This is a genomic window from Candidatus Contendobacter odensis Run_B_J11, assembly GCF_000531125.1.
Taxonomy (GTDB): Bacteria; Pseudomonadota; Gammaproteobacteria; order Competibacterales; family Competibacteraceae; genus Contendibacter; species Contendibacter odensensis.
The window spans coordinates 1-24,121 of sequence record NZ_CBTK010000272.1; the positions used below are offsets into that span (position 1 = coordinate 1).

General features: G+C 56.7%; 26 protein-coding genes. 18 read left to right on the plus strand and 8 right to left on the minus strand.

The features are described 5' to 3' along the window. The first annotated feature begins 167 nt into the window (after positions 1 to 167). From BN874_RS25820 to BN874_RS16715, 11 genes are all read left to right on the plus strand, one after another. Positions 168 to 515, plus strand: coding sequence for a hypothetical protein (locus tag BN874_RS25820; RefSeq protein WP_230314470.1), 348 nt, complete (start codon positions 168 to 170; stop codon positions 513 to 515). Next, complete coding sequence (locus BN874_RS16670; protein WP_034435391.1) at positions 516 to 1,124, plus strand: hypothetical protein; 609 nt, start codon at positions 516 to 518, stop codon at positions 1,122 to 1,124. A 309-nt stretch (positions 1,125 to 1,433) separates the two neighbouring features. Then, complete coding sequence (locus BN874_RS16675; RefSeq protein ID WP_034435392.1) at positions 1,434 to 2,480, plus strand: PstS family phosphate ABC transporter substrate-binding protein; 1,047 nt, start codon at positions 1,434 to 1,436, stop codon at positions 2,478 to 2,480. Positions 2,481 to 2,589: 109 nt separating this feature from the next. Further along, the gene (gene pstC / locus BN874_RS16680; RefSeq protein ID WP_034435393.1) at positions 2,590 to 3,969 is read left to right on the plus strand and encodes a phosphate ABC transporter permease subunit PstC; all 1,380 of its coding nucleotides are present in this window, start codon (positions 2,590 to 2,592) and stop codon (positions 3,967 to 3,969) included. Next, complete coding sequence (gene pstA / locus BN874_RS16685; protein WP_034435394.1) at positions 3,962 to 5,281, plus strand: phosphate ABC transporter permease PstA; 1,320 nt, start codon at positions 3,962 to 3,964, stop codon at positions 5,279 to 5,281. Before pstC ends, pstA begins: the two co-directional genes overlap by 8 nt. A 103-nt stretch (positions 5,282 to 5,384) precedes the next feature. Further along, on the plus strand, positions 5,385 to 6,278 hold the full coding sequence (gene pstB, locus BN874_RS16690) for a phosphate ABC transporter ATP-binding protein PstB (RefSeq protein WP_034435395.1): 894 nt from the start codon (positions 5,385 to 5,387) through the stop codon (positions 6,276 to 6,278). Between the two features lie 38 nt (positions 6,279 to 6,316). Next, positions 6,317 to 7,051, plus strand: coding sequence for a phosphate signaling complex protein PhoU (gene phoU, locus BN874_RS16695; protein WP_230314471.1), 735 nt, complete (start codon positions 6,317 to 6,319; stop codon positions 7,049 to 7,051). Positions 7,052 to 7,159: 108 nt separating this feature from the next. Then, complete coding sequence (gene nspC, locus BN874_RS16700; protein WP_034435396.1) at positions 7,160 to 8,266, plus strand: carboxynorspermidine decarboxylase; 1,107 nt, start codon at positions 7,160 to 7,162, stop codon at positions 8,264 to 8,266. A gap of 22 nt (positions 8,267 to 8,288) precedes the next feature. Next, on the plus strand, positions 8,289 to 9,707 hold the full coding sequence (locus BN874_RS16705; protein WP_081756472.1) for a saccharopine dehydrogenase family protein: 1,419 nt from the start codon (positions 8,289 to 8,291) through the stop codon (positions 9,705 to 9,707). A 91-nt stretch (positions 9,708 to 9,798) separates the two neighbouring features. Next, positions 9,799 to 10,971, plus strand: coding sequence for a type III PLP-dependent enzyme (locus BN874_RS16710; RefSeq protein WP_034435398.1), 1,173 nt, complete (start codon positions 9,799 to 9,801; stop codon positions 10,969 to 10,971). Positions 10,972 to 11,015: 44 nt separating this feature from the next. Then, positions 11,016 to 12,041, plus strand: coding sequence for a CorA family divalent cation transporter (locus BN874_RS16715; RefSeq protein ID WP_034435401.1), 1,026 nt, complete (start codon positions 11,016 to 11,018; stop codon positions 12,039 to 12,041). A 4-nt stretch (positions 12,042 to 12,045) separates the two neighbouring features. On the opposite strand, the gene BN874_RS16720 is transcribed toward BN874_RS16715, so the two are convergent. The 3 genes from BN874_RS16720 to BN874_RS16730 are packed head-to-tail and all read right to left on the minus strand — an operon-like array spanning position 12,046 to position 14,182. Then, positions 12,046 to 12,933 (minus strand): DUF1028 domain-containing protein, encoded by an 888-nt coding sequence (locus BN874_RS16720; RefSeq protein WP_034435402.1) that lies wholly within the window; start codon positions 12,931 to 12,933, stop codon positions 12,046 to 12,048. 20 nt (positions 12,934 to 12,953) lie between these two features. After that, positions 12,954 to 13,436 carry a cupin domain-containing protein gene (locus BN874_RS16725; protein WP_034435403.1) on the minus strand — a complete coding sequence of 161 codons (483 nt, stop codon included), beginning with the start codon at positions 13,434 to 13,436 and terminating at the stop codon, positions 12,954 to 12,956. Next, on the minus strand, positions 13,433 to 14,182 hold the full coding sequence (locus tag BN874_RS16730; RefSeq protein WP_034435405.1) for a HesA/MoeB/ThiF family protein: 750 nt from the start codon (positions 14,180 to 14,182) through the stop codon (positions 13,433 to 13,435). The genes BN874_RS16725 and BN874_RS16730 overlap by 4 nt, the downstream gene beginning before the upstream one ends. Positions 14,183 to 14,284: 102 nt before the next feature. Here BN874_RS16730 and BN874_RS16735 point away from each other — a divergent pair, with 102 nt between their 5' ends. Continuing rightward, on the plus strand, positions 14,285 to 16,213 hold the full coding sequence (locus BN874_RS16735) for an ATP-binding cassette domain-containing protein (RefSeq protein WP_034435406.1): 1,929 nt from the start codon (positions 14,285 to 14,287) through the stop codon (positions 16,211 to 16,213). A 35-nt stretch (positions 16,214 to 16,248) separates the two neighbouring features. Further along, the gene (locus BN874_RS16740; RefSeq protein WP_051497958.1) at positions 16,249 to 16,491 is read left to right on the plus strand and encodes a DUF4351 domain-containing protein; all 243 of its coding nucleotides are present in this window, start codon (positions 16,249 to 16,251) and stop codon (positions 16,489 to 16,491) included. A 148-nt stretch (positions 16,492 to 16,639) separates the two neighbouring features. Here the strand turns inward: BN874_RS16740 and BN874_RS16745 are convergent, their stop codons facing one another. Further along, on the minus strand, positions 16,640 to 16,969 hold the full coding sequence (locus tag BN874_RS16745; RefSeq protein ID WP_034435407.1) for a PEP-CTERM sorting domain-containing protein: 330 nt from the start codon (positions 16,967 to 16,969) through the stop codon (positions 16,640 to 16,642). 126 nt (positions 16,970 to 17,095) lie between these two features. On the opposite strand from BN874_RS16745, the gene BN874_RS16750 reads away from it, so the two are divergent. The 3 genes from BN874_RS16750 to BN874_RS16760 all read left to right on the plus strand — a co-directional run bounded on the left by BN874_RS16750 (position 17,096) and on the right by BN874_RS16760 (position 19,133). Beyond that, positions 17,096 to 17,305: a type II toxin-antitoxin system VapB family antitoxin gene (locus BN874_RS16750; RefSeq protein ID WP_034435408.1), complete on the plus strand. Its 210-nt coding sequence runs from the start codon at positions 17,096 to 17,098 to the stop codon at positions 17,303 to 17,305. After that, positions 17,292 to 17,696, plus strand: coding sequence for a type II toxin-antitoxin system VapC family toxin (gene vapC / locus BN874_RS16755; RefSeq protein ID WP_034435409.1), 405 nt, complete (start codon positions 17,292 to 17,294; stop codon positions 17,694 to 17,696). The genes BN874_RS16750 and vapC overlap by 14 nt, the downstream gene beginning before the upstream one ends. Positions 17,697 to 17,780: 84 nt before the next feature. After that, positions 17,781 to 19,133: a deoxyguanosinetriphosphate triphosphohydrolase gene (locus tag BN874_RS16760; RefSeq protein ID WP_034435410.1), complete on the plus strand. Its 1,353-nt coding sequence runs from the start codon at positions 17,781 to 17,783 to the stop codon at positions 19,131 to 19,133. A gap of 2 nt (positions 19,134 to 19,135) precedes the next feature. Here BN874_RS16760 and BN874_RS16765 read toward each other — a convergent pair whose 3' ends face one another. After that, on the minus strand, positions 19,136 to 19,819 hold the full coding sequence (locus BN874_RS16765; RefSeq protein ID WP_230314472.1) for a protein-L-isoaspartate(D-aspartate) O-methyltransferase: 684 nt from the start codon (positions 19,817 to 19,819) through the stop codon (positions 19,136 to 19,138). Then, a complete protein-coding gene (locus BN874_RS16770) occupies positions 19,791 to 20,750 on the minus strand; it encodes a succinylglutamate desuccinylase/aspartoacylase family protein (protein WP_051497959.1) in 960 nt (319 codons plus the stop codon). Before BN874_RS16770 ends, BN874_RS16765 begins: the two co-directional genes overlap by 29 nt. A 231-nt stretch (positions 20,751 to 20,981) precedes the next feature. On the opposite strand from BN874_RS16770, the gene BN874_RS16775 reads away from it, so the two are divergent. After that, complete coding sequence (locus BN874_RS16775) at positions 20,982 to 21,335, plus strand: phasin family protein (RefSeq protein ID WP_051497960.1); 354 nt, start codon at positions 20,982 to 20,984, stop codon at positions 21,333 to 21,335. 82 nt (positions 21,336 to 21,417) lie between these two features. Continuing rightward, the gene (locus tag BN874_RS16780; protein ID WP_051497961.1) at positions 21,418 to 22,212 is read left to right on the plus strand and encodes a class I SAM-dependent methyltransferase; all 795 of its coding nucleotides are present in this window, start codon (positions 21,418 to 21,420) and stop codon (positions 22,210 to 22,212) included. Here BN874_RS16780 and BN874_RS16785 read toward each other — a convergent pair. Both BN874_RS16785 and BN874_RS16790 read right to left on the minus strand, forming a co-directional pair. Continuing rightward, positions 22,190 to 23,011 (minus strand): lysophospholipid acyltransferase family protein, encoded by an 822-nt coding sequence (locus BN874_RS16785; protein WP_051497962.1) that lies wholly within the window; start codon positions 23,009 to 23,011, stop codon positions 22,190 to 22,192. The two genes, BN874_RS16780 and BN874_RS16785, sit on opposite strands and share 23 nt — an antisense overlap. Beyond that, positions 23,008 to 23,778 (minus strand): GNAT family N-acetyltransferase, encoded by a 771-nt coding sequence (locus BN874_RS16790; protein WP_034435412.1) that lies wholly within the window; start codon positions 23,776 to 23,778, stop codon positions 23,008 to 23,010. The genes BN874_RS16785 and BN874_RS16790 overlap by 4 nt, the downstream gene beginning before the upstream one ends. Positions 23,779 to 24,121 lie beyond the last annotated feature (343 nt).

Genomic DNA, 24,121 nt, shown 5'->3' on the forward strand with positions numbered 1-24,121 from the left:
CCGAACTGGATGATCTGATCCGCACCGGGAAACGGGCGGCGTCTGTGCTGAGCCACGCGCGTATTTTCGCTGTTCCGCCAGAAGCCCACGGGCCGGCAGTCTCGCAAGCGGGATGGCGCCCAGGAGGCACATCTGATCGCGCTGGCCTGCGGCGCGCCCCCTGAAGGGTGCAGTCGCTGGACCTTGCGACTACTGGCCGACCGACGGGTCGAGCTGGACGTGGTGGAGTCGATCAGCCCGGAGTGCGTGCGCATGACGCTCAAAAAAACGAACTCAAGCCGTGGCTGCGCCAACAGTGGGGGATTCCACCGCAGGCCAATGCCGAATTCGTCTGCGCCATGGAAGACGTGCTGGAAGTCTACACCCGGCCCTACGACCCAGCCCGGCCGGTGGGGTGGTGTGCCGATGAAGCCGGACCTTATCAAGCGATTCCGCAGCCGGGGGTGAGCGGGCAACCGATGGGTCAACCTGCGCGCTACCCCCATGAGTATCTCCGAGGAGGGACGGCCAAGTGATTGACCCTCTTTCATCCAGCGACCGGCCAAGTCCGGGTGAAGGGGGTAACGCACAGCCCCAACACGGTGTTGCATCCGTGGTTCGAGCAAGAGTTAACGGCAATTATCGCGGCGTTACCACTGCTCAACCCCGGTTCTGACGCGGTGGCTCATCGCGCCACCTGGACCCGTTGGCAGGCGGGTCTCTCGACCCGCTTCACCCTCTTGGAGACGTTACCGCCTTTACGGTTATTGCTGATCCTGGATCATTTGGCCGGTCATAAGAGCGCCGTTTTCGTGGGCTGGCTGATGACTCATGGCATTATGCCACTGTACACACCCTTGAGTGGGAGCTGGCTGAATAGGGCGGAATCCATCCAACGGATTCTGGGGGATCGGGCCTTAGCCGGGCAGCATCCGGAGAGTCCGGCACAACTGATTGAAGGGTTGGAAGCGGTTGCCCGGGGTTGGAATGCGCATCCAACCCCGTTTGTTTGGGCCGGTCAGCGGGCACTCCGCCGCCAACGGGCACGAGAGCGGCGCTATATCCTCAGTGGTTCTGGAGCTACGAGTTACCCGCCTATTCCAAATCCAGGGGTGGATCTTAATGGCGATAAGCAAACCGTTTGACCCAGTAGTGTGTTGTGCCAACCAATCAGCGTACACGAGCCGACTACAACCCACGCGGTGGCGTTGGAACCGCCCTGCGACTCAATATCACTACTGGACAGGTAGGTGCTGCCAGTCGTGGTTACCCTCACACGGAAGAAAAAATAGTGGCTCGTTATCCCGCTCCGCAATAAAAATGACATACAAACGTAATATAAAAGCCGATATGCGGTAGTAAATTAGGTTTACGGTTTCTGCTTGATCCTCGGGATCACCGTGGATTCCAATAATTTCAAGCCCTCCTCATCACCCCCCTCCTGGAGATTTTTCATGCTTAAACAGAAACTCACTCTCGCTGTGACGACGGCCCTGGCCCTGACCGGTGCGGCTTATGCCCAATCTGCTCGCGACTATATCAGCATCGTAGGTTCGTCCACGGTCTACCCGTTCACGACGGCGGTGGCCGAGCAGTTCGGTAAATCCAATTCCAGTTTCAAGACGCCGAAGGTTGAATCCACCGGTACCGGCGGCGGCTTCAAGCTGTTCTGCGGCGGCGTTGGCGTCCAGCATCCTGACGTGAGCAATGCTTCCCGCAAGATTAAAAAATCCGAGATTGAAAGCTGCGCCAAGAACGGGGTGACTGATATCGTCGAGATCGTCATCGGTTTCGACGGCATCGTGCTGGCCACCTCGAAAAAATCCAAGCCGATGGCGTTGACTCTCAAGGACATTTGGCTGGCCCTGGCCAAGGAAGTCCCGGAACCCGGCACCGGCAAGCTGGTCACCAATCCGTTCAAAACCTGGCAGGACATCAACCCTGATCTGCCGGCTAAAAAGATCGAGGTGCTGGGACCGCCGCCGACCTCCGGCACTCGCGACGCTTTCGTTGAATTGGTGATGGATCATGGCTGCAAAGAGTTCCCCGCAGTCAAAGACCTGGAAAAAGCTGACGAAAAGCAGTTCAAAAAAGTCTGCCAGACCATCCGCGAAGATGGCGTCTTCATCGAAGCCGGCGAGAACGACAATCTGATCGTGCAGAAACTGGCGGCTAATCCTAACGCGCTAGGTATTTTTGGTTTCAGCTTCCTGGAAGAAAATCTCGACAAGATCCAGGGTGAAACCATCAATGGCGTCGTACCTAATTTCGAGAACATCGCCGACGGCAAATATCCGGTGTCGCGGCCGCTGTTCATCTATGTCAAGAAGGCGCACATTGGCGTGATCCCCGGCATCAAGGAATTCATCGCCGAATTCACCAGCGAGAAGGCGGTGGGCGATGACGGCTATCTCAGCAAGAAAGGGCTGATCCCGCTGCCAGCAGCCAAGCGCAAGCAGGCCGCAGCCGACGCCAACAGCCTGAAGACGATGACCCCGTAACCGGGCCTCTCATAAAGCGCCACCGCACGCCTATGAGGTAGGGTGGGCAATGCCCACCCTACAAAACCTCAGGCGCGGAGGGCGTTTTCGCATCCCTGGTGATCGCGCCATGCCTTTCTATCTGTTTCTTAGCCTGTTGCTGTTCAGCACCGGGGCCTACTATCTAGGGCGTAAACGCGCCTTCGCCGTCTCCGGCGGTCAAATTCGCAACCTGCATTCCCTGCCCAGTTTCTACGGTTCCTACACTGCTTTGTGGTGTATTTTGCCGGCGCTGATCGTGTTCGCCCTGTGGGTGACGTTGCAACCGGGCATCATCGTGGATTTAGTCGTGGCCGACCTGCCGCCGGAACTGCACAATTTAGCGCCGGATCGGTTGAATCTGGTAGTCAACGATCTTAAAAACCTGGTCAGCGGCAACTTCGTATCCAGCACCCCCGATCCGGCGATGCTGGCGGCGGCTGACCACTACCGGAACTTGCGCACCATCGGCAACGCCGCGCTGTGGGTGGTCGTTTTAACCCTCGCCACTCTCGGCATTGCCTATGCCTGGCGGACCATTTCGCCGACCTTCCGCGCCCGCAACCGGGTGGAGCAGGTAGTCAACCTGTTCCTAATCGCCAGTTCAACGATTGCGATCTTCACCACCCTCGGCATCATCCTGTCAGTGGCGTTCGAGTCCATTCTGTTCTTCCAGAAAGTGCCGATCACCGAGTTTCTATTCGGCCTGCAATGGAGTCCCCAGACCGCGATGCGTGCCGATCAGACTGGATCATCGGGTGCCTTCGGTTCAGTGCCGCTGTTTGCCGGCACTCTGCTAATTTCCGGTATCGCCATGCTGATCGCGGTGCCCATCGGCCTGATGTCGGCGCTGTTCCTGTCCGAGTACGCCACCCCGAAATTCCGCGCCTTCGCCAAACCGACGCTGGAAGTGCTGGCCGGTATCCCCACCGTGGTCTATGGCTTCTTCGCCGCGCTGACCGTCGCGCCGTTCATCCGCGAGATCGGCACCGCAATGGGTCTGCATGTGGCTTCGGAAAGCGCGCTGGCCGCTGGGCTGGTGATGGGAATCATGATCATTCCTTTCGTGTCCTCGTTGTCCGACGATGTGATCAACGCGGTGCCGCAGTCCATGCGCGACGGCTCCTACGCCCTGGGCGCCACCAAGTCGGAAACCATCACTCGGGTGCTATTACCCGCCGCATTGCCCGGTATTGTCGGCAGTATCCTGCTGGCGGTGTCCCGCGCCATCGGCGAAACCATGATCGTGGTGATGGCGGCGGGACTGTCAGCCAACCTCACCGCCAATCCACTGGAGGCAGTGACTACGGTGACGGTGCAAATCGTGACCCTGCTCACCGGCGATCAGGAATTTGACAGCCCCAAGACTCTGGCCGCCTTCGCCCTGGGTCTGATGTTGTTCGTAGTTACGCTGATCCTTAACATCATCGCCCTGCATGTGGTGCGCAAATATCGGGAGCAATATGAATAAGCCCACTTCCGCCGCCAGTGCGCCGGCCATCCTGAATCGGGACATCAAGACTATTGTCAACGCCGGCCTGAAGCGCCGCCACGCCGCCGAGACCCGCTTCCGCTGGTACGGGCTGATTGCAGTCAGCCTGGGGCTGCTGTTTGTGGTGCTGATGTTCGGCAACATCATTAGCAAGGGCTATCCCGCGTTCTGGCAGACCTATATCCAGCTACCGATCAAGTTCGATCCTGCGGTGATCGATCCCCAGGGTAGCCGTGACCCGAAAACGCTGGAGAGCGCGGATTACGCCGCTCTGGTTCGCGCCGGGATGCGACAGATGTTTCCCAAGGTGGAGGGACGGCTGGAACTACGGGCGCTCTACGGGCTGGTGAGTTCCAACGCGGCGCTGGAATTGCAAAGCCGGGTGCTCCAGAATCCGGCCCTGATTGGCGCTGAACAGGAGATCTGGCTGCTGGCCAGCGCCGACGTGGATACCCTGGTCAAGGGCAACATTGATCGCAGCCTCGACGAGACCGAACGCCCGATCAAGGATAACCAGGTCGGATGGGTCGATAAACTGAAAGCTGCTGGCAAGATCGAGAAGCAATTCAACACCATTCTGTTCAGCAGCGGCGATTCCCGCGAACCGGAAATGGCTGGGATTCGTGGCGCGCTGATGGGTTCCTTTTACACCCTGCTGGTCACCTTCCTGCTGTCGTTCCCGATAGGCGTCGCTACCGCAGTGTATCTGGAGGAATTTGCTCCTAAAAACCGCTGGACCGACATTATCGAGGTCAACATCAACAATCTGGCAGCGGTGCCCTCGATAGTGTTTGGTCTGCTCGGTCTGGCGGTGTTCATCAACTTTTTCGGCCTGCCCCGCTCCGCGCCGCTGGTCGGCGGCCTGGTACTCAGTCTGATGACCTTGCCGGTGATTATCATCGCCGGTCGCGCCGCGCTGACCTCGGTGCCTCCCTCGATCCGTGAGGCCGCATTGGGCATGGGCGCGTCCAAGTTGCAAATGGTCGGGCATCATGTCCTGCCGCTGGCGATGCCCGGCATGTTGACCGGCTCCATCATCGGCATGGCCCGCGCCCTGGGCGAATCAGCGCCGCTGCTGATGATCGGCATGGTCGCTTTCATCGTGGATGTGCCCAAGGGGTTGATGGACCCGGCTACGGTGCTGCCGGTGCAGGTTTATCTCTGGTCCGACTTACCGGAGCGGGCGTTCGTGGAACGGACTTCCGCCGCGATCATGGTGTTGCTGGCGTTCATGATCCTGATGAATGGGCTGGCGATCCTGTTGCGCAAGCGCTTTGAACGGCGCTGGTAACCGGCGCTGATTCCCGCTGCCTTTTCCAAACCGGCGTAGCACCAGCATCCTGCCGGTGCTACGCCGGGGATGACATTAAAATTAACATGAGGATTTTTCCGTCATGAGTACGACGACCCTGGAAACCCAAACCGCCCTGAACGGGGCGCTGAACATTGGCGCCGAGACCCGCAGCAGCCAGCCCGGCATTTTAGTCACCGATTACAACAACCGGCAAACCGTCGGCAAGATCACGGTAGACCACCCCAAAATGATTTGCCGCGAGGTCAATGTCTATTACGGCGCCAAGCAGGCGCTAAAAAATGTCGGTCTCGACATTGGGATCAACGAAGTCGTGGCTTTCATCGGCCCGTCCGGGTGTGGCAAATCCACCTTTCTGCGCTGCCTGAACCGGATGAACGACACCATCACCGGCTGCCGCGTTACCGGGCAGATCAAACTGGACAGCGACGATATTTACGACAAGAGTATTGACGTAGTGCAGTTGCGGGCGCGGATCGGCATGGTGTTCCAAAAACCGAATCCTTTCCCTAAATCCATCTACGAAAACGTTGCCTACGGCCCACGCATTCACGGCATGGTTAACACCAAAGCGGAACTCGACGACTTGGTGCGCGCCAGTCTGGAGCGAGCCGGCCTGCTCAAGGAGGTCGCGACGCGGATGGAAGAACCCGGCACCAGTCTGTCCGGCGGTCAGCAGCAGCGGTTGTGCATCGCCCGGGCGATTGCGGTGAATCCTGAAGTGATCCTGATGGACGAACCCTGCTCGGCGCTTGACCCGATTGCGACCGCCAAAATCGAAGAACTGATTGACGAACTGCGCGAAAGCTACACCATTGTCATCGTCACTCATTCAATGCAACAGGCCGCTCGTGTATCCCAGCGCACCGCCTATTTTCATCTGGGTGATTTGATCGAGGTGGGTGAAACCGATCAGGTTTTCACCAATCCCAAGCACAAGCTGACTGAAGATTACATCACTGGCCGCTTCGGCTAAGCCACCCCCCACTTCGATACCACGGGAGTCCCGACACTATGGCTATGAGTCAAGATGCCCATACGGTCAAGCAATTTGACGTGCAACTGGCCAACCTGCGCAGTCTGGTGCTGGAAATGGGCGGGCTGGTTGAGAAACAGATCGAGAACGCTATCCAGGCGCTGAATGATGAAAACCTCACCGCCGCACGCGAAGTGATCGCTCGTGACCATGTTATCAACGGTCTGCAAGTCAAGTCCGATGAGGACAGCGTCAATTTAATCGCTCTACGCCAACCGCTCGGTAGCGACCTGCGGATGGTTATGTCGTTGTCCAATATCACCACTGATCTGGAGCGGATTGGCGACGGAGCCAAGAAAATTGCCCGGATGACGATCCAGATCTACGAGGGTGTCGGCAGTCCGCCCAGCGCCAGGCTGCTGCGCGATATAATGCCGATGTCCAAATTGGCGATTGAAATGTTGCACAATAGTCTCGACGCCCTCGCCCGGCTGAATACAGAGAAAGCATTACAAGTCACCAAACGCGATGGAGATCTAGACGAAGAATTCCAAGCCGCATTGCGGCGGCTGATGACCTACATGATGGAAGACTCACGCACCATCGGTCACGCCATCAATGTGATCTTCGCCGTTAAGGCACTGGAACGAATCGGCGACCACTGCAAAAACATTGCTGAACACATTGTCTATATGGTCGAAGGCAAGAATATTCGGCATCGCAACATTGACACCCGTAGAGACGTGGCGGCGCAGGATACGCTGGAAAAATAATTCGTTTTTTCTTGGCGGCGCGGGTGATAGTAGAATCACCCGCGCCGCTTCTCTATTCACCTCAATTCTGTTTTGAATAACCCGAAGTTCTCCAGAGACCCGTAACCGATGACAACATTGACTACACCCTATTATCTGATTGACGAAAATAAACTGCTAAAAAATTTACACATCATCCAACAGGTTCGCGAGGCTTCCGGCGCGAAATCGGTGCTGGCTCTGAAATGCTTTTCAACTTGGTGCGTCTTTGATCTGATGCGGCAATATCTGAATGGAACTACCAGCAGTTCGCTGTTTGAAGCCCGACTTGGGCATGAAAAATTTGGCAAAGAAGTCCATGCTTACAGTGTCGCTTTTTCGGAAAGTGATATTAAAGCGGTCAGGGAATTTGCCGGCAAAATAATCTTCAATTCGATATCCCAATTAACCAGATACCATAGCAACGTCTGCGGCCTGAAGCTGGGATTACGAATTAATCCGGGGATCAGTTATTCTCATTACGACCTTGCAGATCCGGCAAGAAAGTACTCCAGACTCGGAGTTTCCGATAACAGCGAGATCGCAAAGGTATCCTCACTACTCAGCGGCTTAATGTTCCATTTCAATTGTGAAAATGATGACGTTGATCATCTCTCCGCAGCCATTGACTTCATCGGGATTCATTATGGAAATTTACTTGAAAAGATGGAGTGGGTCAGTCTTGGTGGCGGGATTGCTTTTACCAAAGCCGGGTATCCACTGGATCAATTTTGTGAAAAGCTGAAAAACTTTAGTGAACAATTTGGCATTCAGGTCTATCTTGAACCGGGTGAAGCAAGCATTACTCATGGCGCGGAACTGGTCACCACGGTGCTGGACGTGATCCATAATGAAATAGATATTGCTATTATTGACGCATCGCTGGAAGCACACCTGCTGGATCACTTGATTTATCACACTACTCCAAAAATTATCTCTCCTGAACCGGGAACCCACCGGATGATGATCGCCGGACGAACCTGTCTGGCGGGTGACGTATTTGGTGAATACGACCTGGATGCGCGGCTGGAGATTGGCAGTGAAGTTCGCATTGCGGACGCAGCGGGATATACGATGGTCAAGAAAAACTGGTTCAATGGCATTTCCATGCCTTCCATCGTGGTGCGCCGGTTGGATGGAACCGTAGAAATCATCCGCGAATTCGGATATGAAGATTTCAAATCCAGCCTTTCGTAAGTCCAAATAAAGGAAAATGAATATGAAGAAAAACCTGCTCATCATCGGCGCGGGTGGCGTTGCTCATGTCGCGACTCATAAAGCCGCAATGAATAATGACATACTGGGCGACATTTGCATTGCATCGAGAACGCTATCAAAATGTGATGAGATCATCGAAAGCGTCAAACGCAAACAGCATCTCAAGGATTCCACAAAGGCCCTGTATTCACGGCAAATTGATGCTCTCGACATCCCCGCCACCGTGAAACTCATTCATGAGACCCGTTCCGAGATCGTAATTAATCTCGGTAATGCCTTCATTAACATGTCAGTGCTGGAAGCCTGTCTGGAAACCGGAGCGGTGTATATTGATACCGCGATCCACGAAGACCCGGATAAGGTCTGTGAAAATCCACCCTGGTATGCCAATTACGAATGGAAGCGTAAAGATCGCTGTACTGAAAAAGGACTGACCGCTATTCTGGGTGCTGGATTTGATCCAGGGGTAGTCAATGCCTATTGCGCATTGGCGGTGAAGCGCTATTTCGACAAGATTGATACGATTGACATTCTGGATGTTAATGTCGGTAGTCATGGCAAATATTTCGCCACCAACTTCGATCCAGAGATCAATTTCCGCGAATTTATCAAGGTCTGGACCTGGATTGATCGCCAGTGGCAAGAATATCCCACTCATTCCGTCAAGCGCATCTATGATTTCCCGGTAGTCGGCCCTTGCCCGATCTATCTGAATGGGCACGATGAATTACATTCACTCTCGAAAAACATTGACGCGAATAGCATTCGTTTCTGGATGGGATTCGGCGATCATTACATTAACGTCTTCACCGTACTCCGTACTCTTGGATTACTTTCGCATCTGCCAGTGACCCTGACTACGGGCCAGCAGGTGGTGCCACTCAAGGTGATCAAGGCGCTGCTGCCAGACCCGCAAACCCTTGCTCCCGGATATACCGGCAATACCTGCATTGGCAACTTCGTCAAAGGATGGAAGGACGGAAAGAAGCGGGAAATGTTGATCTATCAGGTTTCTGATCACAAACAATGCTTTGAAGAAGTCGAATCGCAAGGCATTAGCTACACCGCTGGCGTTCCTCCAGTTGCAGCAGCCATGTTAGTCGCTCAGGGCATTTGGGACCCGAAGACCATGGTAAATGTTGAGGAACTTGATCCAGAACCGTTCATTGCTATTCTTGATCGGATTGGCCTGCCCACAGAGTTCAAAGAAATTAAGCCGGACAGTGAGGGATCATTCGACGGTACCGTCAAAGCGTTAGAGCAGGAGTTAGCGGAGTCAACCGCGACGGTTACGGTTTCAGCGGCCAACCCCATGATCGCTCTAGCACCACGATCGGTAGCCGAAACTAAAAAAACCAGGGATACGGTAAAAGCTGAGAAAGCCGATAAGTCCAAGAAATCGGACAAGAAGAAAAAGTAATACTGCTCCACTGTTCTAATGATCCGGGAAAGGCTGTTTTAGACCGCTACACCATGCTAAATAGCCTTTTTTATATCCACAAAGTGATGTGATGGGTAGGGAGAGCATTATGAGTCGAGATTACTATTCTCCTGATGAATGGGAAAAAATTATCGCGTTCTCTAAAACACGGGAGACGCCCTTTTTAGTCGTACTGCTGGACAGAATCCAGCAAAAATTCAAATCATTTCACACGAACTTTCCCCACGCAAAAATTTATTATGCAGTTAAATCGAATCCTGACACCGAAGTATTGAGCTTATTGCGCGATCTCGGTTCCTATTTCGACATCGCTTCGATTTATGAACTCGACCGAGTACTTCATCTTGGGGTGTCGCCCGACCGCGTAAGTTTCGGCAATACCATCAAAAAAGCACGGCACGTCCGCGAAGCCTATGACAAAGGGGTCAGGCTCTTTACCAGCGATAGCGAAGCAGACATCCGCAATCTCGCCAAGGAAGCTCCCGGTTCACGCATATTCTTTCGGGTTTTGATGGACTCGATAACCTCTGACGCCGACTGGCCGCTCTCGCGGAAATTCGGCTGTCAGCCACGCATGTTAACGGAATTGGTGTCATTAGCTGCTGATTTGGGGCTGGATCCGTATGGCATTTCATTTCATGTGGGGTCGCAGCAGCGCGAAATCTCGGCCTGGGATGCAGCGATTGCTAACGTGCATTCCCTGTTTGAGTGGATGAAAGGAGAACGTATCCATCTGAGAGCAATGAACATGGGAGGGGGTTTCCCAGCGGATTATCTGGCTAAAACCAACCCGCTTTCGGTGTATGCGGAAGAAATCAACCGTTACATAGGCTCGTATTTTGGCGATGCAATCCCTGAAATTTACCTGGAGCCGGGGCGTGGACTGGTGGGTGAAGCCGGGGTGCTGGTCAGTGAAACCATCCTGATTTCCAAAAAATCCAAGTCCGATTTGAAGCGCTGGGTGTATACCGATGTCGGCATTTTCAATGGGCTGATGGAAACACTGGGAGAGGCGATTAAATACCCCGTCTATACCGAGAAAAACGGCACCACCGGAGATGTCATCCTGGCCGGACCCACCTGTGATAGCATGGATATCATGTATGAACATTTCAAATATCAACTCCCGCTGTCACTGGAAATCGGCGACCGGATTTACTGGCTCTCCACCGGCGCGTATACCGCCTCCTACAGTTCGGTCGAATTCAACGGCTTTCCGCCATTGAAAACTTATTATTTGTAGTCTGAATGCGAGCATAGCTGACTACGATCAACAGTCTTTTATCCATGACTCTGATTGCAGACTCGATTAAAGCAGCGGTCAAGGATCACACAGCCACGCAGGGATTGATCTGTGGTTTTGCCATGCTGCCCGATCAACAAGTCCAAGATTTAACCGGCAGTGCCTTGGACCAAGCACTCGCTCCGTCAGCGGCGAAGGTGTGGCTGCACTTCAACGCCCGCATCGGCTCTGCTCGCGACTGGATCCAGCGTTGCGAACGGGTGCCGGAAGCAGTGCGCCGGTTCCTGCTGGATACCGATGACCACAAATGCCTCGAACGGTCAGGCGACGGTTTAATCGCCGTCATCAGCGATATCCGTTACGACTTCGGCTTTGATTTCGACCCGGAGCGTATTGCGACTCTGCGGTTCTATCTGGATCGCGACTGCTTAATCAGCACCCGTCAACAGCCTTCCAGCGCTACTGATCAACTGCGTACTGAGATTAAGCAGGGCCGATACTTTGACAGCACCGCCAAACTCATGATCGATCTGTTCGAGTCGCAGGTGGAAAAACTGAATCAAACGATCACGCAGGCTTGCGATACGCTCAATGACATTGAGGATCAGGCGCTGGCCGGGCGGATGCGCGGACAACATGCCCAATTGGGCGTTATCCGCCGGCTGGTGGTGCGCCTTCACCATCACTTCGCGCCCGAATACCGGATGTTGCAACGATTAGGTCGGCGGCCCCCAGACTGGTTTAGCGAGAGCGACAACATCGCGTTGCAGGATTTGGTGGAAGCATTTCGCGATCTGATTGACGACCTGACCGAAACTCAGGAACGCGCCAAGCTGTTGCAGGAAGAACTCGCCGCCCGGGTGGCGGAAGAGACGAATAGTAACTTGTACATCGTCTCCCTGTTCACCGCCCTGCTGCTGCCCCCCAGCCTGATCGCCGGCATCTTCGGGATGAATGTCGCCGGATTGCCCGGGTTAAAGGATGAAATGGCGTTCTGGTGGGTGATACTGGGCATGGCGGCAGTTTCGAGTCTGATCCTGCTGATCCTGTACCTGCGACGACTGTTTTGAGATCTCACTCAGTCCCGTGACCGTGCGCCTGCAACCAGATCAGGTGTTTCTGGCGCATATCCGCCAGCACTTCCAAATCGATCTGATCATCGCTACGAATGCGCTCGTCGTAGTTCTCCCAGCCCATAAAATCGCGCAGTGCCCTGAGCAGGGTTTCATCGCAGATTCCCGTCGCCACGCCCTTATAGAACCCGCGACGGTGCAATATCTGCTGGAGTTCATTGGCGATAACGGTATCAATTTTCACCAGTTGATGGGGATCGCTACGAAAATAGGTCAAGCGGTGAATAGCGTAGAGCCGCTCCAACTCGGTAATCGGCGCGGGATGATCGTAGACCGAAATATCCACATAGCGGTCGTTAAAACCGCCGTAACCGCCACCGGCCCGCACCACCAATAACGCTGCCGACTGTTGGCCGCGCCGGTCGCCGCCGTTGGCTTGTCCGGCCTGCAATGCCGTCAGCAACCGCTCCGCCAGCGATCCTTGGCTGTCCTCAAATGTTCTGACCATGCTTATGACCACCTGCGCACTGGCCAAGGTATTACCCTGCACCGCACAATGTTCGCCCCGTGCATCGCCCGCCCAATCGAAACAGTGCGCGCCGGTAAAACTGGCGGTGCAGCCTTGGGCGTTGATGATGCCAACCTGTCGGTAATCGCGCTGATCGTCATCGCTGGTCAGAATCTCCACCGCCTGTTGCGGTGAAGCGCCATTCTCCAACAACGCCAACCCACGCGGGCCATAGCTGGTGTTGCAATAAGATTGCGTCGCTACCGCCCCCACTCCCGCTTTAGCAAATGGAATAGACACGCCGACATTGGGAAATTTGGACTGCACCGCCACGCCAAGATCACCATTAGTGGGGTCGAAAGCGACAATAGAAAAAGTCATAAAGCGTTTCTCCTGGGGATTCAGGTCAGTGATTCAATAATCATAGCGTGTTGCGGATACTGGCCGATCAGGGTCGCACGGTCAGCCAACTCGAAATCGGCAAAGTCGAAACCGGGCGCAACGGTGCAACCGATCAGGCTGAAGCTGGCGGGATCGTCCACGGCGGCGCCGAACCAGCATCCCGCGCGGATCGCGAATTGGAAATGCTGATTCGCGCCGGGATCAGGTCCAAGTCGCTGCACCGTGTATTCGCCCCTGTGATCAAGAATATGCACGGTCAGCGGCGAACCGGCGTAAAAGTGCCAGAGTTCATCGGCTTTCAGCCGGTGCAGACGTGAACGCTGGCCGCTCTTGAGCAGATAATAGATCGCAGTCGCCACTGGGCGCGGCCCGTCGCGATCCGGCAGCGTCAGAATCAGTTCGGCGGTATAGCTGCGGCGGAAATAACCGCCTTCGGGATGCGGAGTGAGGCGCAGATGGGCGATCCAGTCGTCGGCGGTCATGGCGCATGTTCTCCGCACGCCGGACAGGCCGGATTGCGCCGGACCTTCATGGTCCGCCATTCCATCCGCAAAGCGTCCAGCAGCAGCAGGCGCCCATCGAGCGGCTCGCCAATACCGGTCAGCACCTTGATCGCCTCCACCGCCTGAATGCTCCCGATTACACCGACCACGGGGGCGAGTACACCGGTCTGGGTGCAGGTTTCGGCATTGCCCTCGGCATCGTGATACAGGCAGCGATAACAGGCGCCCTCCCCGCCCGGTCGCCAGACCAGCACTTGCCCCTCCCATCGAATCGCCGCCCCCGTCACCAGCGCCACACCAGCGCCGACACAGGCGGCATTGATCGCCAGCCGAGTCAGCAAATTATCGCAAGCGTCCACTACCACATCCGCCTGCTGAACCTGCTCCCGTAATTTCGCATCGTCCAGCATTTTCGGGACCGCAACCACCTCGATCAGCGGATTGAGCGCCAGCAGGGTATCGCGGGCCGATTCCACCTTGGGTCGGCCAATATCTATCGTGCGGTGGACAATCTGCCGTTGCAGATTGGAGAGGTCCACGCGGTCAAAATCCACCAGGGTCAATCGCCCTACCCCGGCAGCGGCTAGATACATCGCGACCGCCGATCCCAACCCACCCAAGCCGATGATCAAAACGCGGGACTGGCGCAGCCGTTCCTGACTGTCAATGTCGAATCCCGGCAGCAGAATGTGTCGGCTGTAGCGCAGCAATTCGTTGTCGGTCATAGATGCCGCTCCGGTCGGATCATTTCAGTGGCGCGTTAATGTTGGCGTTTCATCCTGCAATGGTATCGTATTGGTCATTTTTCTTAACGGACCCTGTGGCCCTTGATCAATCTACGTCAACTCTCCCTTCAACGTGGTGTTAAGCCACTGTTTGAAAACGTATCGCTGACCGTTTATCCCGGCTGGAAGGTCGGAGTGATCGGTGCCAACGGCAGTGGCAAATCCAGCCTGTTCGCCCTGCTGCTCAATGAACTGCACGCCGACACCGGCGATCTGGAACTGCCGCCGCGCTGGGTGATCGCTCATGTCGCCCAGGAAACTCCGGCGCTACCGACACCCGCGCTGGAATTTGTACTGGACGGCGACGCTGAACTGCGCCAGATCGAGCGCGACTTGCACGCAGCCGAAATCGCCCACGACGGCACCCGCCAGGCGGAACTCCACGCCCGCTTTGACGCCATCGGCGGTTACAGCGCCCGCGCCCGCGCTGGCAAACTGATGAATGGCTTGGGCTTCGCCACCGCGCAATTGGAACAGCCGGTGGCGGAATTTTCCGGTGGCTGGCGGGTGCGGCTAAACCTGGCGCGGGCGCTGATGTGCCGCTCCGATCTGCTGCTGCTCGACGAACCGACCAATCACCTCGACCTTGACGCGGTGCTGTGGCTGGAACAGTGGTTGCGCGCCTATCCGGGGACGCTGTTGCTGATTTCTCACGACCGCGATGTGCTGGATAACGTCGCTGACCACATCGCTCATCTCGATCAGCAGCGTATCACCCTCTATCCCGGCAATTACTCGGCGTTTGAGGAACAGCGCGCCGCCCGGCTGGCCTTGCAACAGGCGGCTTATGAAAAGCAGCAACGCGAAGTGGCGCATCTGGAAAGCTTTATTACCCGGTTCCGCGCCAAAGCCACCAAAGCCCGCCAGGCGCAAAGCCGGATCAAGGCGCTGGAACGGATGGAGCGGATCGCCGCTGCCCATGTGGATTCACCGTTCGAGTTCAGCTTCGCCGCACCGGGGCGCTTGCCCAACCCGCTGCTGGCGGTCGAAAAAGTCGCGGCGGGTTATGGCGAACGGCTGATCCTGGAAGGGGTGAATCTGGTGATCAATCCCGGTACCCGGCTGGGCCTGCTCGGCCCGAATGGCGCGGGCAAATCCACCCTGATCAAGCTGCTGGCCGGGATGCTACCACCACTGGCCGGGCAGATTGAGACCGGGCAAGGTTTAGCCATCGGCTATTTTGCCCAGCATCAGTTGGAGCAACTGCGACCCGATTGGAGCGCCGTGCGGCATTTGCAACAACTGGATGAACGCGCCAGCGAGCAGGCATTACGCAACTTTATCGGCGGCTTCGGCTTTAACGGCGACCGGGCGCTGGAACCGGTTGCGCCATTCTCCGGCGGTGAAAAGGCGCGGCTGGCGCTGGCCTTGCTGGTGTGGCAGAAGCCCAATCTGCTGCTGCTGGACGAACCGACCAACCATCTCGACCTCGACATGCGACTCGCGCTGACGTTGGCGTTGCAGGATTATCAGGGCGCGATGATCGTGGTTTCGCACGACCGGCATTTATTGCGCACCACCACCGATGAATTCCTGCTGGTGGCGGAGGGCCGGGCGCAACCGTTCAACGGCGATTTGGATGATTACCGCGACTGGCTGAACGAACGGCAACGAAATCTCAACCGCGACGCCGCGCAGCGTGTCGCTGGCAATAACAACGGCAACGGTAGCGCCAATGATCGCCGCGAGCAGAAACGACAGGGTGCGGAACGCCGCCAGCAACTCGCAGTGAAACGCAAACCGCTGGAGCAGCAGATCAGGAGGCTGGAGCAGCGAATGGAAAAGCTGCATAGCGAACAGACCCGGTTGCAGAGTGAACTGGCGGAACCGGCGCTGTACGAGGACGCTAACAAGAATCGGCTCAAGGAATTGCTGCTGCGTAAGGCGCAGGTAGATAAGGAACTGGCGGACATCGAGGGTGAGTGGATGGAGGTGCAGGAAGCGTTGGAGGAGATAGCGCGTGAAGAGTGATTCCCATCTCAACACGACTGGAGGGGAGCGAGAAGATGCGTTACATCAGCAGCACCGAGCGAATCAGCATGAAACGCGGGCAAGAACTGGGTTTGCAATTGGGCTTACAACTGATTGGTATCCCATTGCTGCATCGGCAATTGCGGAAGCGCTTCGGCGAATTGCCGGACTGGGTAGAAACACGGTTGCAGGAGGCAACGACGGCGCAACTGGAATTGTGGGCGGAGCAGTTGTTGGATGCTGAAACGCTGGAAGGCGTGTTCCAGGAATCGAGATGAGTCCTGAACTGGCCAGGCGGTAGGCGTAAAAAAACCTGACGCCATTAGCATCGTCAGGTTTTTTTGAAGTTCAGTGCATAAATATCAAGCGGTACGGCGGCGGCACATCACGCCAAGCCCGGAAAAGAGCTTAGGGCAGGTCGGGGCGTTAATCCGCAACCTGCTTGGTTATACCATCCCGATTCAGATGGGTTGGGTTTTGCCGACCTACCTTACCGACCTGCCAGCGTCGTCCAGCAATGATGATCAACCCCAAACCAACCAAGGCGTAGGATCCAGGCTCAGGGACCGAGGCTTCCATTTCAGGACTGAAGGTGAGTGAGTAGAGATTAACTGTCAGCACCCATTCATTGTGGTAGTGAATTCGAGAAGAGGGATTGGTTTCAATCTGCGGATTCATGATGGCCTGGAATTCTGCGTGAAAAACCGAACCCGGAAAAGGTATGTAAAAAGTTCCAGCGTGACCAAATGCAGTCATAGAGACTTTCGCCATTTTATTCCGCTGGTCAAGCCTGATCTATCCCAGTGAGATGACCTGACTGCTGCGCGTGACCCTTGCCCAAGCCGATTGATGCACCTACTATGTACACATCAGGAGGTGTATATGCGCACCAACATCGTGCTTGACGACGCTCTCATCAACGAAGCCATACGACTGGCCAACGTCAAAACCAAGCGGGAAGCAGTCGATCTCGCCCTGCGGCGGTTTGTGGCCCACCAGAAGCAACGGCAGATTCTCGAACTGGCCGATCAAGAACTGATCGACCCCGCTTACGACTACAAAGCAGTTCGCGCTGGTGATGATCCTCGTTGACACTTCAGTCTGGATTGGCCTGCTACGCAACAGTGACCGACCGGCGGTCAATGCGCTCAAGCGGCTTCTGAATTCGGAAACTACCGTCGCGCTCACGCCGATCATCCTGCAAGAAATCTTGCAAGGCGCTCGATCCGACGCTCATTTCGCCACGTTGCAGCGTTATTTCGCTGATCTCCCCATGCTTAAACCTGGCGACGCAACCGCAACGTCTATCGCCGCAGCCCAAATCTACTGTCGCTGCCGGTGGTCCGGCGTAACGCCGCACAGCTCTAACGATTGCCTGATTGCCCGTCTGGCGATTGAGCAGGATGTGGTTCTGCTGCATGACAATCATGACTTTGAAACCATTCATCTGGTGGAACAGCGGCTTAAGCTATTTACTCTCTGAAATCCCGATCCTGGCGGCAACAACGGCGTGGCGCACGCTAACCCGCTATGCTTCAAGATATTCCACCCTCACCGACTGCACCGCATGGACTGGAACCGCCTACTCTCCCGCATCCGCCTGGGTCTGTCCCGCCAACATCCCGACAGCGAAGCACGTACCGATTTTCAGCGTGATTTTGACCGCATCGTGTTTTCCTCGGCATTCCGGCGCTTGCAGGACAAAACTCAGGTCTTTCCGCTCTCGCAGAGCGATTACGTCCGCACCCGCCTGACCCACAGCCTGGAAGTGTCCAGCGTCGGCCGCTCGCTGGGGACGATGGTTGGCGACAGCGTGATCAAGCGCCACGACCTGAAAGGCGTCTATCCGCAGGATTTTGGCGCAGTGGTTGCCGCCGCCTGTCTGGCGCACGACATCGGCAATCCACCGTTCGGCCACGCCGGCGAAGACGCCATCCGGTTCTGGTTCACCGCTTCTGCGACCGGGCGCGTGGTGTTGGGGCAACTGACCGAGGTACAACGGCAGGATTTCCTGCGCTTCGAGGGCAACGCCCAAGGGTTTCGCATCATCACCCGGCTGCAAAGCCCTGATAATCCCGGCGGGATGCAACTCACCTGCGCCACGCTGGGCACTTTCACCAAATACCCGTGCGCCGCGTCACTACCGACTGATCCACTGCCTGGCATCGCCTTCAAAAAATTCGGTTTCTATCAGGATGATCAGGATTTGTTCGCAGAAGTTGCCGGGCAACTGGAACTGGAGTCGGTAGCGCCGGGGGCCTGGAGCCGGCATCCGCTGGCCTGGCTGGTCGAAGCCGCCGATGACATCTGTTACCGGATCATCGACGTGGAAGACGCCTTTCGACTCCAGCAGTTACGCTACGAAGAAGTCCGTGATCTGCTGTTGCCGCTCACCGGCGAAGCCGACCGCGCCCAGCGCAAGCTGGCCCACGTCACCCGACCCAAGGAGCGCATCGAATACCTGCGAGCCAAAGCGATTGGCGCCATTATTGAGCAGGCGCATCAGTGCTTCATGGAGAATGAGGATACGATTCTGGCGGGCGGATTAAACGAGGAACTGCTGGATGCGATCCCCGCCGCCGGGGCAATGCGCGCCCTCAAGGATTGCGGCGAATCTCAGGTCTACGTGTCCCGGCCGGTGGTGGAAGTGGAAGCGGCCGGTTTCGAGGTGCTGGGCGGATTACTGGAAGCGTTTATAACCACGATCAATGACATCGCTGCCAATGGTTCGTCTGCGTCGCCCAAAAGTCGGATGCTGATTCATTTGATCCCGGAGCAGTTTGCAGGACCGGGACGCTACCCCGTCGCTGATCTCTACCGCCGGGTGCTGGCAATCACCGATTTTGTCTCCGGCATGACCGATTCCTATGCAGTAGCGCTGTTCAAGAAGCTCACCGGAATTTCCCTGCCGACCGGCTGATTTCAATCCCGGTCGCGGATGAGCGGCACAAACACTACTGGCAACACGCTGCAACTCTGCACCACGCCCTTTTCGTCCTTGTGCAACAAGCGAAGATCCTGAGTCTGATACGGCGCGCCGACGGGAATAATCAGTCGCCCGCCGGGCTTCAGTTGCCGCATCAAAGCGGCGGGCACCTCATCCGCTGCCGCCGTCACCATGATCCTATCGAAGGGCGCGTGTTCCTCCCAGCCCCGAGCGCCATCATCGGCGCGAATCTCCACATGGGTGAAACCGAATTGGCTCAGGCGATGGGCGGCGGCGGTAGCCAGTTCAGGAATCCGCTCGATGGAATACACCTGCCGCGCCAACCGGGCCAGCACTGCTGTCTGATAACCTGACCCGGTGCCAATTTCCAGTACCACCGCGTCCGGCTCAATGTCCAATAACTCGGTCATCAGCGCCACGATGAACGGCTGAGAAATGGTCTGGCCGCGCCCGATGGGCAACGGCTGATCCGCATAGGCCCATGCCTGCTGATCCGCCAGCACGAAGCAATGTCGGGGAACTGCTGTTAGCGCTCCCAGCACCCGCTCGCTGAGGGTATAGCAACCGGTGCGATTACCGGTTTCGCGGATTTCGGCAACCACCTGATCCAGCAGATGCCGCAGCGCACATTCAGGATCGTTGACCGAATCGTTGTTCAAACGGTTCTCCCATCCATCTCACCGGACCGCGCTGGATCGCGCTCTCCGGCATCAGAATCCGGGCGACCAGATCATCCGTTTGCAACAGCGGTTGCCGACGCAGACTAGCCAGAAGTCCCGCCACCGGTGCCACGACCCGCGCCCGCTCACCGCCGGTGAAGCCATCATAAACCCGGCCCAAATCCTCACCCGCTTGTACCCAGTGTCCGACTTCCTGACGCGAGGAAAAAATGCCCGACTGTTCCGCCAGCACCACGAAGGTCTGTCGCAACCCGAAGTAACGCAAGTCTTCCGCGTCATCGGCTAGACGCAATCCGCTAACGATGCCCGTTCGATCCAGAAAGGCCACCAAGGCGCGGAACAGGGTTTCGCAATGCGCAGTTTGTAAACCGCCGGCCTGCCCCGCATGAATCGCGAAATTCTCACCGCTGTGCAACCGCCAAATCCGCATTAAACCGGGGGTGTCCCCCGGCTCCAACGGTCGTTCGATCACCGCTGGCAGCCCAAATAAACAGGCGCTGGCTCGTTCATCGTCATTGGGTGCGTACAACCGGAGTTGCGGCATCTCCTCGACATCCAGACTGGCGGGATGAATTTCCACCCGATAGTAGGCAATCCGGGTCAGCGCCACCACCGCCTCAGTGATGGCCCACCGCGCCCATCCGATCCGTCTGGCGTTGATTCCTTGCCCATCCGCAGTAGTGCCAACCGTAGGAACAATCAACACCCGTTCGCGCAGGCGCAAACCCTGTCGTTCACCTGCGGCAACCTCGCGCAAAAACGCCGCCAGCCGCGACAGCACGAACATCCCATTCACATCCTGATCGTGGATATCCGCTACCAGAGCCAGTCGTGGGGTACGCTCCCGTGGGCCAATATCGTGATGGAGAATGGAATTTTCACCGCGCCATCGCGCATTCAATCCGGGCATCAACTGGGTACTCCAAGCTTCACTTCACCGCATTGACTAAAAATTGCGTGTTTGTCCCTGACAATCGTAGCTCAGTTTGTTCATTTCGCATGGCGAATGACTCAGACCCTCAACCACCGATGTCACTGGGTATCCATCCTGAAGAAACCCTGGGTGCGATGTTGCGTCGCAACATAATTTTCATTATATTGCACTGCAACAAACCCTTTCATACCCGCCGAGGAATTCACCATGATCATCAACCTGTTCAGTAAGGCGCTGGAAACCCCGCAAACCCTGCCCGAACCTCTGATCAAGGCGAACAGGCTGTTCATCGGGAATATGGAAAGCATCCTGATCTTCCAGATGAACGCGCTCAAATTCTACCTGGACATTGGCATCAATCAACTCAGAGCTGCCGCCGAAATCACTGACCTTGCAAGCTTGCAAGATTTCTGCAAGCGGCAGGCAGAAATTGCCCAGACCGTGCAGCGCAAGCTGATGAACGATGCCCGGATCATGTCCGATATGACGGCACGTTTCAAAACCGAGATGGATCACTTGACCCAAGCCACGCTGGAAGAGGCATTACCCAAAGCCGCATGAACTCTTCCTCAGCGCCGGATTGTCGCCCTGCCAGCACAGGGCGTTTTCGTTATTGGCGTTGATTACGTTACACCCTACCCCGATGCTTGCTGTTGCGGTGAGCGCTGATCCACCCGCCAATCCGACCGCTACGGCTGCTTTGGCCGTGGAACTGGGGCTGCCCTGGGTCATCGATCCGGCCGTCGCGACCGCAGCTTGTTTTACTCACTTACTGGTTCAGACCGTGGAGCGGCTGGAATTGCGGGAGCTGGGAGCGAATACACCCGGACCGGTGTACGTTGACTTCACTGGGGGCGTGGTCGCTCATCGGCGCCGCTTTGGCGGTGGGCGTCATCAGCCGCTGGCACGGGCGGTGGGACTGAAAGGCGGGGCAATGCCGACCGTGGTAGACGCCACTGCCGGATTGGGACGCGATGCCTTTGTGCTGGCAAGTCTCGGCTGCACGGTACGGTTGATCGAACGCGCGCCAATCATTGCCGCATTGCTGCGCGATGGCTTGCAGCGCGCCGCCCGCGACCCCGACATCGGTCCACTGATAACGGAACGGCTGCACTTGATCACGGCGGATGGGCGGAATTATCTGCGGGGACTGGCGGAAAACCAGCAGCCCGAAGTAGTGTATCTCGATCCGATGTACCCGCACCGGCAAAAAACGGCGCTGGTCAAAAAGGAAATGCGGCTGCTGCGGCAGTGGGTCGGAGATGATGACGATGCCCCGGAACTATTGGCCGCTGCGCTGCGCTGCGCTCAGCGACGAGTGGTGGTCAAACGGCCACGGCAGGCCCCGATGCTGGCGGGACCGCCGCCCGGGTTTCAAATTATCGCGCCCAATACCCGCTTCGATGTTTACCCGCTCAACCGCAACTCACTGAAGTAATCACCGGCGAGGTGATCATCGGTGCCGGCACCCGCTCGGAGGTGGATAAATTCAGCGCCGCGCAAACCTGAGCATGGGCTTGGCGAGCCAGATCATCCCGAGTTCGACCTACGGTCGGCAGCGGCTCGCAAAACCACAGTTCAGCCACGATCTGCAACTCACCCAGCAGTTGCCACAAATGCGGTAATAGTGTGGCGTCCCCGATAAAGGGCGCTTTGGGATGGATACCGTCGGGATGCGGATAGCGCAGGGCGATGGCTTGCACCGGGCAGCGGGCGTGAAGAGCGGCCTGGAACAAGCGTGGATAGAACCGGCGCACCGTCCCGCCGTTGGTCGAAGTACCCTCCGGAAACACCAGCACCCGACCCCGGTTACGCAACCGCCAAGTCAGATGCTCAGCAGCCTCACCCGCGCCATTGTCACCGCCACGGCGAATAAACGCCGTTCCCGCCCGCCGCGCCAGCCAGCCAAACAGTGGCCAATCAGCCACCTCGCGCTTCGCCAGAAAGTGGGTTGGACAAGCGGAAGCAATGCAGAAAATATCCAGCCAGGATAAGTGGTTGGCGACGAATAGCGCTGCGCCGGGTTGCGGCTGGCCGCTGATCACGATCCGCACCCCCATGATCCAGCACAGTACCCGGCTCCACACCGCCAACGGTCGGCAGGACACCGTTCCATCCCGTCGGGGTCGTAACAGTGCTGCAACGCCCACCCCGACCAGGAGGTGCAACGCCACCAGCGGCGCACGCCGCAGTCGGCGAACCGTCGGTAGCCATACATTGCTATTACGGATGATCAAGCGGCTCGCTCCAGGAAATGGCGGGCATAGCGCCGGGTCAGTTGTCGGGTAGCGAGCAGAATGAACACATCAGCGACCTGAAAATCTTCGTCCAGGAACGGCTCGCCACAGATTTTTGCCCCGACGCGCAGATAGGCTTTCAACAAGGGCGGCATGGGATAATCGTCACGCGCCAGAATATCGCGGCGCGGCAATGGAATCAGCGGCTTTACCCGCAAGTTATCGGGAGTCAGACAACGTTGCGCCAGCTCCGAAAAAATGGCCTGAGCCATCGCGCCGTTTTCTCCCAGCGGGATGCTGGCGCAGCCGATGAGAGAGTCAATCCGCTGCTCGGCCACAAAGCGGGCGATTCCTGACCATAGAGCGGTAATGGTCGTGCCATTACGATAATCGCGATGCACACAGGTGCGGCCAATCTCGGCGAACCGGCCGGGCAGCGCCAGCACCGAACTGATGTCGAATTCACCCTGCGCGTAAAAACCACCGGCGCGGCGAGCGCTGTCCCCGGTCAGAATACGGGTACAGCCGATCAGTTGCGTGGTCAGTGGATCCCAGACCAGCACATGGCGACAATACGGATCGAGATGATCGTGGTCCAGCCCAGGGATTTGGTTATGCAACCGTGCGCCCATTTCCCGGGCGAAAACGTCGTAGCGCAAGCGCTGCGCCGCTTGAACCTCCTCTACTGATTCGGCGAAGCCAACCTGCGGCAATCCTTTCGGTTGCGATTGAACAATAGACGGGTGAAATTGCGGCTGTACCTTCAAGGCGGCCTCCGGAATAAACGGCTTTGGGCGAATTCGGATGACGATAAGTCAACCAAATTGCAGCCGTTTTAAGTCCGCTTGACAGCCTTGTGACAAACGAGAGTCTTTTTACTGACATTGAGCAACCCCTTGCTAAGCTTTTTTGATATAGCTAAGTTTTTGGTTTTTAACAAAAATCGACCTGATAAAGCTGACAGACGCGGGTGCCAAACAGCTTGAGGATCTTGATCCGTAATGCAGTGAGTCCTTCAATCGTGATTCGTTTCACCCCTGCTAGAGACGCTGTCCATTACACACATCTTGAACGGCAGGGCCGCCGCCCCGATCGGGTGAGGTAGACACA

Bases quoted from the DNA above. Each gene is read 5' to 3' on its own strand.
- BN874_RS16720 (WP_034435402.1), bottom strand. From the start codon at position 12,933: ATGACTTTTTCTATTGTCGCTTTCGACCCCACTAATGGTGATCTTGGC.
- pstC (WP_034435393.1), top strand. From the start codon at position 2,590: ATGCCTTTCTATCTGTTTCTTAGCCTGTTGCTGTTCAGCACCGGGGCC.
- BN874_RS16770 (WP_051497959.1), bottom strand. From the start codon at position 20,750: ATGCCCGGATTGAATGCGCGATGGCGCGGTGAAAATTCCATTCTCCAT.
- BN874_RS16725 (WP_034435403.1), bottom strand. From the start codon at position 13,436: ATGACCGCCGACGACTGGATCGCCCATCTGCGCCTCACTCCGCATCCC.
- vapC (WP_034435409.1), top strand. From the start codon at position 17,292: ATGATCCTCGTTGACACTTCAGTCTGGATTGGCCTGCTACGCAACAGT.
- BN874_RS16675 (WP_034435392.1), top strand. From the start codon at position 1,434: ATGCTTAAACAGAAACTCACTCTCGCTGTGACGACGGCCCTGGCCCTG.
- phoU (WP_230314471.1), top strand. From the start codon at position 6,317: ATGGCTATGAGTCAAGATGCCCATACGGTCAAGCAATTTGACGTGCAA.
- pstA (WP_034435394.1), top strand. From the start codon at position 3,962: ATGAATAAGCCCACTTCCGCCGCCAGTGCGCCGGCCATCCTGAATCGG.
- nspC (WP_034435396.1), top strand. From the start codon at position 7,160: ATGACAACATTGACTACACCCTATTATCTGATTGACGAAAATAAACTG.
- BN874_RS16745 (WP_034435407.1), bottom strand. From the start codon at position 16,969: ATGACTGCATTTGGTCACGCTGGAACTTTTTACATACCTTTTCCGGGT.
- BN874_RS16775 (WP_051497960.1), top strand. From the start codon at position 20,982: ATGATCATCAACCTGTTCAGTAAGGCGCTGGAAACCCCGCAAACCCTG.
- BN874_RS16760 (WP_034435410.1), top strand. From the start codon at position 17,781: ATGGACTGGAACCGCCTACTCTCCCGCATCCGCCTGGGTCTGTCCCGC.
- BN874_RS16750 (WP_034435408.1), top strand. From the start codon at position 17,096: ATGCGCACCAACATCGTGCTTGACGACGCTCTCATCAACGAAGCCATA.
- BN874_RS16705 (WP_081756472.1), top strand. From the start codon at position 8,289: ATGAAGAAAAACCTGCTCATCATCGGCGCGGGTGGCGTTGCTCATGTC.
- BN874_RS16730 (WP_034435405.1), bottom strand. From the start codon at position 14,182: ATGACCGACAACGAATTGCTGCGCTACAGCCGACACATTCTGCTGCCG.
- pstB (WP_034435395.1), top strand. From the start codon at position 5,385: ATGAGTACGACGACCCTGGAAACCCAAACCGCCCTGAACGGGGCGCTG.
- BN874_RS16740 (WP_051497958.1), top strand. From the start codon at position 16,249: ATGCGTTACATCAGCAGCACCGAGCGAATCAGCATGAAACGCGGGCAA.
- BN874_RS16780 (WP_051497961.1), top strand. From the start codon at position 21,418: ATGCTTGCTGTTGCGGTGAGCGCTGATCCACCCGCCAATCCGACCGCT.
- BN874_RS16710 (WP_034435398.1), top strand. From the start codon at position 9,799: ATGGGTAGGGAGAGCATTATGAGTCGAGATTACTATTCTCCTGATGAA.
- BN874_RS16715 (WP_034435401.1), top strand. From the start codon at position 11,016: ATGACTCTGATTGCAGACTCGATTAAAGCAGCGGTCAAGGATCACACA.